Annotated in this window: 6 protein-coding genes; 2 read left to right on the top strand and 4 right to left on the bottom strand. The window is 42.8% G+C overall.

The window, feature by feature from the left end:
- Nucleotides 1–400: 400 nt before the first annotated feature.
- The 4 genes from HXT50_RS00030 to HXT50_RS00015 form a co-directional block, all read right to left on the bottom strand.
- Nucleotides 401–1,534 carry a class C sortase gene (locus HXT50_RS00030; protein WP_415696238.1) on the bottom strand — a complete coding sequence of 378 codons (1,134 nt, stop codon included), beginning with the start codon at nucleotides 1,532–1,534 and terminating at the stop codon, nucleotides 401–403.
- Nucleotides 1,535–1,744: 210 nt separating this feature from the next.
- Nucleotides 1,745–3,178 (bottom strand): SpaH/EbpB family LPXTG-anchored major pilin, encoded by a 1,434-nt coding sequence (locus HXT50_RS00025; RefSeq protein ID WP_421777133.1) that lies wholly within the window; start codon nucleotides 3,176–3,178, stop codon nucleotides 1,745–1,747.
- A gap of 576 nt (nucleotides 3,179–3,754) precedes the next feature.
- Entirely contained in the window at nucleotides 3,755–10,054 is a 6,300-nt protein-coding gene (locus tag HXT50_RS00020) for a Rib/alpha-like domain-containing protein (protein WP_421776847.1), read from the bottom strand.
- A 1,186-nt stretch (nucleotides 10,055–11,240) separates the two neighbouring features.
- Nucleotides 11,241–12,203 carry an ORF6N domain-containing protein gene (locus HXT50_RS00015; protein WP_421776846.1) on the bottom strand — a complete coding sequence of 321 codons (963 nt, stop codon included), beginning with the start codon at nucleotides 12,201–12,203 and terminating at the stop codon, nucleotides 11,241–11,243.
- 671 nt (nucleotides 12,204–12,874) lie between these two features.
- Here HXT50_RS00015 and HXT50_RS00010 point away from each other — a divergent pair.
- Both HXT50_RS00010 and HXT50_RS00005 read left to right on the top strand, forming a co-directional pair.
- A complete protein-coding gene (locus HXT50_RS00010) occupies nucleotides 12,875–13,150 on the top strand; it encodes a type II toxin-antitoxin system RelB/DinJ family antitoxin (protein WP_004105185.1) in 276 nt (91 codons plus the stop codon).
- Between the two features lie 5 nt (nucleotides 13,151–13,155).
- Nucleotides 13,156–13,309 (top strand): type II toxin-antitoxin system YoeB family toxin (locus HXT50_RS00005; RefSeq protein ID WP_421777132.1); only part of this gene is annotated, 154 nt, incomplete at its 3' end.

Here is a 13,309-nt window from a genome sequence, read left to right as displayed (position 1 = left end):
AACCGTAAATTTTTCAGCCAACCGACGATATGCGCAAATGACCTAAATTTTACGCTCGCGCAGTAACGCGCTCACCTACAAAACTCGCGCGAGTGTTATCTCACATTTGGAGGGTTGGCGCTACTTTTGCTCTCCAAACGCAGGCGCGACGACCTGCTTGAGCGCAGCACAGCGCGCGCGTAAAGTTTCTGCCGGAATCTAGTTGGGAAGCAGCATAAACTGCGCGCGGTTGTAAAGTTTCTGCCGTTTTTTCGCGCGTAACCGACTTTTTCTTTACACGCGCGTAAAGTTTCTGCCGTTTTTTGTTACTGGTGCAGATTAGTGACTGCGTTAGTAACGACCTGCTTTAGCGCTGCGATTTAGCGCGCGCAGTCACAACGCTCACCGCACAGTCGTCGCGTTACTCGCGACGCAACTTACGCAGCATTTTGCGCGAAAGAATCAGCAAATGCTTGCCGCGAATGTCGAGCTGTCGCCCTCGCTTAGACGTTGCAGCGGCAATCATCATGGACAAAATAATCAATGAGAACGCCATTGCAACCACGAATAGCGTCATCCAAAGCGGCCATTGCACGTGGTCATCCGGCGGCTTCACAGGGTCCGGCAGCACACGATACCCCGTCACCAAAAGCCTATGCGAGTTCACACCATACGGGGTACACGTTAGCAGAGTCGCCAAGTCGCGCCCCTTTTCGCGCTGCAACAAACTAATATCGTGTGGCTCAACAACGCTGATGCGGAACACTTTGTATCGTAAAGTTTCGCCTTGCACGTCGAGGTAGAAGTAGTCGCCCTTCTTTAAATTCACCAAATCGTCAAACATGGTGGCGTCAGCAAGACCTGTGTGCGCGGTAATAACTGTGTGGCGGTTCTTGCCGCCAACCGGCAAATCCGTACCGTACAAATGACCAGCGCCGTGCGCCAAAACTTCTTGCGAACTGCCGTGATAAATAGGAAGTTTTACACCAATTTTCGGAATTTTTACGATGCCGATAATGCCCATAGGTTCCTCAAGCGCCTTAAGATAACGCTTGTATTCAGGCGTGTTAGTTACGTCTTTTTGACCATTCGGACCATACGGATCCGTGGTAAGCATATTCTTGCGAGTTTTATTGTAAAGCTTCGCGGCGCGAATGTGAGCGCGGCGCACATCACCAGCCTGATCGTGGTTATACTTGTCGTACGCGTTAGAAATTTCCTTCGACACGCGATTGTTCCAAAGCGTTGAAACAACAGGGTAACTGAAGCACAAAATACCTGCCAACACGAATGCGATTGGTTCAACGATGCGGCGGAGCTTGGATTTTTGCTTAGATTTTTGCGCGCCTACGATGGGCTGTGCGCTTGCGGAAGTCTGCTCGGAAGAGTTTTGATCTGCAGGATTAGTTTCGGATATAGCAGTTTCGATTGCGGTAGTTTCAGCAGTACTAGTTTCAGCAGTGCGATTCTTAAAAAGCTTACTTACGATGGGGATATTCAGGGCAATTTTGTTGAGGAAAGCATATACTTTAGCAACAGCGTCGTTTAATTTCATGCTTCCTCGTTTCGTGAGTTTTTCGTTGGATTTAGATTTGATTTACGATTTATTTATTTTGCGCTCGCTAGTTAGTTCAATTAAAGCGCACAAATATAGAGCCGGGAGCAACAAGTCGCACCCAGCTCCAATATTTATGCCATGCAAACAGATATTTACATTCATGCAGCAGTGACTGCTGATTTTTTTCTCAGCAGTCACCAACTACAATCAGGCAGCCTGCTGCTCTTCATCCTTCTTGCGGTTGCGCAAGAAGATGAACATGCCAACAGCAACCAAGCACATGCCAGCCAACGCAAAGATGATCACGCCTGCAGCACCAGTCTTTGGAAGGTTGAACCAGTCATGATCACTGGTTGGAACGTTTTCGAACGTTTCTGTATGCGTCTGATTAGCAGTAATTGTAATTGCCTTAGGAGTGTCAGAAAGAGCATAACCTTCTGGAGCCTTAGTTTCTACAAGATAAATAGCAGTTCCCGCCTTAGCCTTATATGAAGTATCAAATTCACCATTTTTGTTAGTTTTGCCATTAAATGTAGAAGCAGATGCACATTCAGTTACATTTGCGATTGCTTTTCCTTCAGCAAGACCCTTAGCGCAAGCATTAGCCTTATCTTGCTCTGCAAATAACTTAAACTCTGCATTAGCAAGTTTCTTAGCATTATCTGAAGCGTTAACCTTATTTACCTGAAGGTAACCAAATTCAGTCTTAGCTACAGAACCAGGAGTACCTTCACCTGGAACAACAGGATCGCCAGGGTTTTCGTTATTGCCATGACCATTAGTAAAACCAGACTTGTTTACTACGGAAGTGACATCTTTTTTCTGATTATTGTTTTTATCTCGGTTGTCTTTAATCTTAAATTCAAGACTTACAACAACTTTAGATGGTTGTGATGGATCTGCATCTGTATTCAACACTCCAACAATCTTTTTTAAACCTTCACTAGTAAATTTCACAGATATACGCGTATAACCATCGGCAAGTTTCTTAGCCTGAGTCTTATCAGTCGTTTTTTCGACTGTATAATCTGTTGTTTTACTTAAATTGCTTGAACCAAACTTAACTGTCTTTACAACAGATTCATCAATGGTTTCAAAAGCGTCAGTTGGTGCATCATCGAAAACGGTATAACCTTGAATATCAGTTTCTTTTAAATTACCACTAGTAGGCTTGCTCTTGTTAACAGCTGCAGAAATAGTATAGGCAATTGTATCTCCAGCACCTACAAACTTCTTAGTGTCATCCACAGCCTTAGTGATGTTACCAGAAACATCCTTGTTCTTTGGATTAGCAGAAACCTCGTATACAAACTTGGCTCCGCCGCCATTAACTTTATCAATCTGAGGCACAGTCATGTAGAAAGGCTTAACATCAGAGGAATATCCATTTGGAACGAAAGATTCTTCTACCTTGTAAAGACCTAAATCAAGATCAGTAAATTCAGCTTTACCATTTTTAATTTCTTTTTCTGTACCATTTGCAGCAAGGGTAACACCTGACTCATCATTGGTGTTTAATTTAGTTACTTGCTTAGCAATATCTTCCCATCCTGCATAAGTAGTAACGTCAACATTGTTTGCGCCAATTTTTGTAACCTTGGTAACTTTAAACTTTGCACCATTAACTGGCGTATTTTTGATATTCTCACCTTCATACTTCCACTTATTGATGGTGATCTTACCCCTTCAGCTTCTTACCAGCGTCAGACCAAGGTGCTGGCTTAGCAGCTGTTTGGTCAGCACCCGTAGCAAATGCCACGTTGTTTGCCACCACGGCGCCGGCGACGCACAGCGTGCCAGCCATTGCGAGCGAGGCGAATGCCGCCACGCATTGTTTAGTGAATTTATTCACTTTCTTCTCCTTTGTTCAGTGCCCTTGTGGGCAGGTTTTGAGGAAAATACGTTTATTGTTTTATTTTGTGTTGCGGTTTGCGAGTGTGACCACATTCAGAGGTTCCCACATGCAGAGGTTCCCACAACTTGCGAGTGAGAGCCACATTCCGTACGCGTGCCGCATTCAGTGATCTAGCCACTGTTTGCCGCTAGCTACTTTTTTGCCGCGCACCAGGGTATGTGAACTAGCCACCGTTTTCCGCTAGCCACTGTTTGCGCGCGTCGCATTGCGCAACAAGTTTTAGCGAGAATCGCACTGCAAGCTTGCGAGTCAGTTACGTCTTGCGACTAGCCGGCTAGCAGGATTGCGTGCAAATGTTTTCATCAGCATCGCCACCTTTCGCTACGTCGCCTTAAAGCGCGAAGCTTTTTGGCAGTTTTGCAGATAAAATCTTTAATCAGTGTCTTACGCAGCAACGCATCAAGCATCGCGCGCCCCCACTTGGTTTGCTCAAGGAAGAACCCAGCCGCCATCACGCCCGTGCCAATCACAGCAAACGCACCAAGCAGCACGTTCCAGTTCATTCCGCCGGTCTTTGGCAGCGCGAATTTAGGCGGATCGATCACGTTCACTTTGAAGGTAATACGCTGCCAATTGTTTCCAAATGCGCCCATTTGCTTTTTGCCAAACACACCTTGACTTGGCTGCAAAGTAGACCAATCAATGCCTGTTATATACTTTCCGTCATTGGTTTTATCTGCATGGTCATAAATCTCTTGGAATTTATCAAGATTGCCGCCAAGAACATGCTTTTTGTCGGTGTTACCTACATTTTCAACTCTATCGCCTTTAAGAGCATACACGGAACATGTGTATGTCCCAGCTTGCTGAGGAATACCAGAAATCTCTACTTCACTTCGCGCAACAGCGCTAACTTTGTCGAGAGGACCAGTTCCCTTTGTAAAACCGTACAGCAAATTAGGGTAGCAATTGTTATCATTCATGCTACATGCGATTCTTTGTTCACGAGTTGCAAACGGCCATGGCTCTACGAACTCGCCGTAACCACCCTTCTTATCGTCCAAATGCATATTCAACGAATCATCAAGGCCACGACTCCACTTTTGCTGACCATCTTTTGTACACAACATGCGGAATGTAATCGGATTCTTATTAGTAACGCTCCACGCGCGCACATACGGGTTCTTAGTAAGACTCGTGCCGCTCATAACGGTAAGTGGATTACTGGTACCTAGAGAATCTTGCTTAGGATCAGCATCTTCAGACCTTAGCAACTCCATTTGAAGGTCGTTAAAGTTATTCTTTTTCGTAACCTTTACAGGAGCAAACACCGGATTCATAGTGCTGGTTGCGCTCGATGAAGCCTTAAACTGGTTATTGCCAGCATCAGGATCGTCCGAAGTGGAACCGTCCGGGTAGTGCACAACAACATACTTTTTGTATGAATTGGCTTTAATAGATAAGTCTGGATTAAATGTTATCTTGCCATACTTAGCACCGTCGCCTTTTTCACTGTGCTTGCCCTTGTGATTATTAGGATCGGCAAGATTGTCAGGCTTATTGCTTTGGTCTTCATTGTTATTGGTTCCCCAATATGCCCATTCTGGTTGCAGTTCGCGAGTAACGCCATCCTTGCCCTTTTCTGTCTTAAACTCAAACCAAGTACCATCTGGGAAAGATCCTTCCTTGATGTAATCATACTTGTTTGGATCATTTGCAGGAGCAACAGGCTTCTTGCTACTAGGTACAGCAGTTTCAACACTTCCACCAGCCTGAACATTCACATTCTCATACACGGGATTATAGAAGTGAGCGTCGTTGTGAATGCGGACCTCGAAAGAGCCAGTCTTATAACCTTTACCGTCTTCACCGTACGGATACTTATTGTCCTTAGTCTTATCAAAGATACCAACAGCTGGATCAGCAGAAGTATCTTTCTTGAGTTTAGCTTTAACCGCATTCTCAAACTCAGTGGACTTCTTATCTCCACTTATAACGTAGACCTTGCACTGGTAGTCTCCAGTCTTTTGAGCCTTTCCGCCAAAATATCCGCGCGTCTGCTCGGAAGCGCCGTCACTGTCGTACAGATAGTTGTTTTTATCGCATTTCTTACTATCTGCGCGGCACTGCTCCTGCTGCTTAAAGCTCGCGTGATCCCAGATTTTCTGGCTCTTAAACCTCAATCCGTCTTTTTCGTCATCTTTCGCATTCTTACCTTTTTTATCAAAATGACCCGGCAAAGCATTATATGTATACTCGCTATACTTACCGTCCGTTCCCTTCTTAGAGCAGATTACATGCTGATGTAACTTACCAACAGACTTAGTCATCCACGAGTCGAAGGTTGCATCGTTAGTTAAGGACTCGCCTACTTTAAGGTCGTAGCCGTTGCCCATGCCCTTATCGTAGTAATGCTTATACAGGTTAAGATTAAGCGTATTTTTATCGTCTTCACGACCAACAGCAACAGGAGCATACACAGGATTGAATGTGTCTTTAGCATTCTGAGTCTTACTGAACTGATTGTTACCAGCCTCAGCATCCTCAGACGTAGAACCATCAGGATAATGCACAACAACAGGCTGATAATATGTAGCGGCATCCTGCCACTTATCAGGTCTAAAGGTCACCTTACCGTATATTGCACCATCACCAGTATCATGATGCTTACCTATATGGTTATTAGGGTCGTTTTTGTTGTCCGGTTCGTTACTATTTGTAGCAGGATCCCACTTAGCCCATTCAAGAGAATCTTTGCCATACTTAGTTTTACTTCTATCTGGCTTAGAATACTTTTTCAGCTCATACCAAGTGCCAGGAGGCAAAGCGCCTTCCTTAATAGCGTCATATGCATCCTTCTGAATATAAATATTATCTGTAGTTCCACTACCTGGCTTCACACTCGTTGGAGAATTAGATGTTACTTTATTTCCAGCTATCACTTTTGAAAGATCATAAACAGGATTGTAATAATATGCGTCAGGATGCACGTGAATTGGGAAAGTAACAGATTCCCAATCAATGTGTCGCACAGAGTTATTTTGAGGATTCTTCGTATCTACTTTGTTATTGAGTAATTCGTTAATATTACTTAGTGTTCCGCTTGTATCAGTTTTGATATTTTTAACAAAAGTATCGAAACGAGAAACAAGACTGCCGTTGTTACCTTTATGCGAAAGAGTTTTCAATCCATAAACCGTACAAACAAAATCGCCATAATCTTTAGGATTACCGGTAATACGACCTTTCGTTCGTTCTGTGGTTTCCCTATTGCCGTCAACACCATCTTTTACATCATAGTCATAAAGATAAGTTCCAGTTTCGCAACCACTCCTATCATTACGATTGCATTTTTGACGCTTTTCACTATGCTTCTTAACATCAGCATGCTGCCACTGCTTAGGCTTACCATTACTGTCACCAGTAAGGCTCAACCCATTAATTCCACCAACTTGATACGAGCCAGCAATTGGCTGATCAGTCTTAGGATCCTTCTTGTAACAAATCACTCGTTGATCAATAGGTCCAGGCTTATAAGTAGACCATGAGTCTACTAACATATCAACATTTTGATTCTTTTTGAACGTAACACCCTGTGGATCGTTATCTATAATAATAGTTCCGCCAGTTCTGCCAGTATACAGATTCAAATGAAAATCTGGATTTGCTGTTTGTCGCTCTACATTAACTGGAGCATTCACAGGTTTGCCGCCATTAGCAGACCCACGGTCAGTTGACTTAGAACCATCAGGATAATGCACAACTACCGGATAATTGTAAGTGTCTGCTTCCTGCCACTTATCTGGACTAAAAGTTACCTTACCGTATTTTGCACCATCTCCATCATTATGATGATTACCTACATTATTATTATTAGCAGGCTTGTTGTCTTGGCCATCTTCAAAAGAAGCCCATTTCGACAATTTGTTATTCAGATTCGAAGGCTCAAACCAAGTTCCATCTGGCAAAGGTGCATTGTTCTTCACATAGCTAGGATTATTCGTAACTCCATTAGCATTTCTGAAGCTTCTTGGAACTTTAGAAACGTTATTATTCTTATCAAAGTTACCTGCCTGCACAGTAGAAGTCTCGTACTTAGGATTGTACATTTCTGCCATTGGGTGCACTTGGAAACGGAATGTGCGCGAAGCTATATCTTTAGAAGTAAGACTAGTAAACATAGCTAACTGTTCAGGATGATTTTTTGCAAGCTTATCAAGGTTATTGAGAGTATCACTACCCGCATGCAACGCGAATACAACACACGTAAAATTGCCATTATTTTTAGGCGTTCCACTAATAACAGCTCGAGAACGCTCAGCTGTATCACTATCATCAGTGTACAAATATTTTTTTGCATCACATTGCTTATCTTTGCAATTTTTTTTAGCTATATTGAGCTTTTCCCATTGTACAGGCTTACCAATTTTCAAGCCATTAAATTCTTGATTTTCATTAGATAAAAATGTGTACTTACGGTTAGCTGTAGAATCCTCACTGCACAATGTTCGGAAAACAATTTTACCAGGCTGAACATTAGACCATGAGTCAAGTACTAAATTAGGCTTAATAGGCATGCTGTTCGTATAATGCAAAATATCAGAGTCTCTGATTGGAGCACCAGCAAGACTATATTCATTATTTCCATTATGAATATTCAAATGCATATCTTGATCGCCAACTGGAAGCTTATTGACCTCCACACTGGCGTACACTACACCTTTACCGCCATTGAAGTTAGCAGCATCAGAATCCTCAGATGTAGAACCATCTGGATACGTAACAATAACAGGAGTTTTCCCCTTCAGTCCAGCTTCTTTTCTACCTGGCTTAAAATGTACTCTACCTGTTTTCTTATCTTCATTTTCAATATGTGACCACTTAAGCACTGGGTCACCAATGTTGCCACCCTTTCCACCATTACCTTTATATTGCCTTAAGGTAAAAGTAGTTCCCTCGGGCAATGGGCCTTCCTTAACCCAATACTTGCCATTTGGTCGCACGCTCTTAGGACGCTCAGTAAAAGCATTCGATGACGTAGGTTCCACATTCTTCAATGTTTCATATTCAGGGTTATACCGGGACGCTTGCGAAACGACGTGTATATCAACGCCTTTAACCTTCACAATTGAATTGTTCATTTTACAATTGTTAGGTCTAGGATCAGGATAGTTTATTTGAACATCAAAATGTATGGTTCTGCCTCTATCAGAAGGCTTAGGACTATACTTAATTTCGCCTGTTCTTAGATTAATATATGCCTGACCAGGCTTCATATTATTAGGACTACTAGCCTTAGTAACACCAGACGGGAGTATCTCCCTATTCCCAATTTCATTCTTTTTAAACGTAAATTCTATTCCAGCATCAGTTGGAATCATCTCAGACGTAGTTCTGCCTCCATGATTTGGCATGTCCTTATAATATTTAAAATTGCCGTTATAAGAATCACCAACCCACTCACCAGTATTTATATACGGTTTCACGGAAGTAACTTCACCGTAAACAGCGTCCTCTTTAGACCTCTTTGGGAACTGGATGTCATCATCATTTTTAGGATTTAAACCATACTTAAACTCTTCCAAGTCTGGTATGCCATCACCATCGTGATCATACGGACCCCAAGCTGTAAACTTATGCTTGTCACCTCTAAGCGAAATCCAGCCAGCAAGGAAAGGCATGTCATAAGGATTCACTCCATCTTTAACTTCAGCAGAAACAATCCAGCGAATAGCATCTACACCATTATCTTGTTCCCAAGATTTAAGAATTCTGCCAAATTTACCAGCTCTACGCCATGTATTAATTTCACAAGCATTGTTTGAACCCATACCACATTGTGAAATAGAATTATCCCATAGGCCATCGTATCCTTTATCACCAGGCAATTTGGTTTCATTGCTTCCACCATTAAAATCACCTGGTGATTGATTTTCGCCTCGAGTCTCCCAAGAGTACGTATTAATAAATGAATAGCCACCATCCTGTCTCTTAACAGGATGTCGACCGTCACTCCTAGTTCTATAACGCGTAATCTTAATAGTATTGTCCTTAAGATCCGCAGGGAGAATAAGATAAAAGTCAGGTCTACCACCATAAGTATGCTCAGCAGCTTCCTCATCACAGTCTAGAAATGGATTCGCAATTTTTTTAATTCTGCAAGAAGTGGCATTAAAAAGAACATTCCAAGTGATAGTTGTTGTTTTCTTTCCATTAACGGTTACTGTATTTATATCTGGCGGCTGAACACCGAAATCCCTATATACATCATAACTCGCAACAGAGTTAGGAGAAATATATCCATTACCAATGTAATCCCAACTAACATTAGCTGCATTAGCTTCTTTTACCGGCGGCACTATGAGCATGGTTACTATGGTGGCGGCGGCTACGAACATTGCGAAGAGCGCGCGGCGAAGAGTGTGAGATGGGCGTGCTGCGCGAGCGATGGTGACGCTGCCGGAAGTGGCTGCGTTGCTGGAAGTGACTGCATTGTCGAAAGAAGTGCTGGCAGCGCCGAAAGTATTGGCATTGCTGGAAGAAATAACTGCGGTGCTGGAAGTACGAACGGCGTCGTTAGCGCTGGTCTTACGCCAGACCAAAGCGCGCGACGCAAGACGACCCACGCGTGATGCGAATCCACGGAACTTTGCTGGTAACATTTTCTCGCCTTCCTGGTCCTCAACCGCCGCACAAGCCGCAGTATATCCCAAATTCCAACTCTCTAATCTTTAAGACTTCACGTACTCAACCTGCATACGATGCCAATGCTTAGCGTACTAAAACCTTGTACGCATACTACTGCAAATGCCATAGACAGAGCTAACCACAGGTAGTCAGTATAACATATCTGTATGCCCTATATGCAAGCATGGTTGCTGAAAAGCCTCTAATATTTATACCCCCCCCATGAATGATTTCAAGCAAAACACGTGTTATATTCGTGCATATAAAAAATTTCTATAATTCACGAATATCGCTAAAAAATCTACTGTAAAACGCATTTATAATGAATAATTTCCGACGCCAAAACGACGAAATCGCGTCTTCGGCGTGTCTAAAAACCGACCACTTTCCCAACACAAAGTACTACATGTTGTTATAGCGCATGCATCGCACCGCTATATACTGTGCTGGTATATGCAGTGCTTGTATACGCTGTGTGTATTGTGTGCTGTGTACTTCGCTGCTGTATCCCATGTGAGATTCGTCACTATATGCCGTGCTGCTATATGCTTCGTCTCTATATACTGTGTGCTTCGTCGCTATATGCCGTGCTGCTATATATACTGTGCAGCACTCAAGCATGTCATCGCGTCAGAAAGAAAATCCGGCAGAAACTTTACACACGTGCGCAGTTTATGCCGCTTCCCAGCCAGATTCCGGCAGAAACTTTACAGCGGTGTAAAATAAAGGTCGTCTACGCACCAAAATCCGGCAGAAACTTTACAGCCGTGCGCAGTTTATGCTGCTTCCCAGCCAGATTCCGGCAGAAACTTTACGCACATGTACAGAAAAAGTCGTTTCCGCGCCAAAAAACGGCAAAAGCTTTACAGCTATGTAAAGAAACGGTTGTTTGCGCACCTTAATCCGGCAAAAACTTTACGCGAGTGCAGACAGAAAGCGCGAGCAGAAGTGCGGAGCCGAAAGAAACGGCAGAAACTGTGCAGCCGTGCGCAGTTTATGCCGCATACGCACGCACACAAAACACAACCGAATTCACAATGAACCACCACACAAACCTGCCCTGCCTTCGTCTTTATTGACGAAGGCAGACCTCGCTTGCATTGAAAGCACACCGTGCTTTCAACTTTGAGCAAGCTCAGCGCTCCGAATTACCTTTGCGCGCTACGCTTTAAGCGCAAAGGTAGGTCGTCGCGCACAAACGTAAACAGCCTCATCATCCGTTCCATAATCTATAACCACATACCTATCGTGATACTTTCTGCCAGCAGTCTTAAACTTCAAATCAACACCAGGATAATCGCTTACAAAATCTCCCAACATGCTTTCCGTAAGCATATTCTTATTCCTAGCATTATCACTAAAAACTACTATTCCCACCCCTTCACCAGCAAAACGTAATAGTTCCAAAGTTTTAAGACCAATATAATTATCTACAACGTAAATGCTTTTCTTAGCTGACTCATATATTTTGCAATACGCAAGATCCGCTTCTATTTTATTGCCGTCCATAAGAAGAAAATGTTTATACGAATCTGGATTAATAAAATTATCCATTACCTTATTAAAATCTTCCTTCGTTGCCATTTGAGATTTTATTTCCGCTATATCTTTAGTATTCTGATTCGTTTGAATCGCAAGCTTAGCTAATTCCTTCGCGCCAATAAAATCCTTATTTTCAACAATATAATCCTTCATTTGCTTAAAGGTTCTAATAAGCGCTTTCGACTGAATTATGGCAAGTTCGCCTCTTAACACAGTCATGAGCATATAAATACCTTGCTCCGTAAAAGCATATGGAAGCTTTCTGCGACCACCCCAACTTGATGTAGAATTTTTCGACATCAAGTTTTTGAACTCATCAGCAGTTAGCTGAAACATAAAGTCATCATCAAACTTTTCTATGTTATTTTTTACCTGCTCGTTGAATCTTGCCGTAGTATACCCATAAATTTCAGCAAGCTCAAAATCAAGCATAACTTTTTGATTGCGAATGTTATAGATCTTCTCTTTTATCGTTTTAGCATCTATAAGCGCTTTAACTGGCACGCTTTTAGCGTCTATAAGCACTTTAGATGGCACACTTCTAGCGTCCGCGATAATTAAATTTTTATTCTGCTCTACCATAAAACCCCTCCTAAAAATGTGCGTAAAACCTAGCGCAGTGCAACAAAAACGTAACTTCTAACACAAGACCCATAAATCACAAGTAACACTGCAAAATCACAAGCAACACTGCAAAATCACAGAAACAAATCACAGAAACAAATCACTAAGTTACTAAAATCACGCAAATCACATATAAACGCATCGTTTAAACGCATCAGCGCATATACAACTATTCTACAAAACAGTACAGGAAAAGCAACGAGTAGACAGGCACGACCGAAACGACTCAACCGCGCGCAGTTTATGTCGCCTACGCGCACCAAAAAGCGGCAGAAACTTTACGCGCGTGTACAGAAAAAGTCGGCTACGCGGCAAAAAGCGACAGAAACTGTGCAGCCGCGCGCTACGCTCCAAGCGAAAAGGCAGGTCGTGTCGCTCGCGCGGATTAGCCGCGTTCACGTCCTCGCTTGCGTTGAAAGCACACCGTGCTTTCAACCCTAAGCAAGCTCGGCGCTCCGAGTTGCTTTCGCGCGCTAAATCGCAGCGCTCAAGCAGGTCGTCGCGCGCTAAAATCATCAATAATTGCTTGCATAATTAATGATATTTACGTTACATTATATAGAATTATTGTATACTTATATGAGAGTATGAGAAAAAGTACAAAATTCACCATAGACATAGGAGTCAAAATGACTACAGCAACAACAGATATAGTAAACGTAAACTTTCGAGCAAAGAAAGAAGACAAACTCAACGCGGAACGAGTTTGCAAAGAGCTCGGAATCTCTATGAGCGCCGCGCTGAACGTGTTTATTAAAACTATTGGTCGCGAAAAGAGGATACCGCTAGATTTTTCGCTAGATCCGTTTTACGAACCGTCAAATCAAGCATATTTGAAATCGCAGATTGACGGCGTGAGAAATGGAACCATCAAGCTCGAAGAGCACAATCTAATAATGAATTAGGACGTATGGTTCAAACAATGAGAAAGATTGCTTGGACTCCAGATGCCTGGAACGACTATCTCTATTGGGAAAGCGATAATAAGACTCGCAAAAAGCTCAACAATATTATTAAAGAGATTATGCGGAATCCAATAGACGGAAAAGGTAAGCCTGAACCAC

Source organism: Gardnerella sp. KA00243 (assembly GCF_049244105.1).
Classification (GTDB): domain Bacteria; phylum Actinomycetota; class Actinomycetes; order Actinomycetales; family Bifidobacteriaceae; genus Bifidobacterium; species Bifidobacterium leopoldii.
This window is presented reverse-complemented; position numbering and strand designations above follow the sequence as displayed.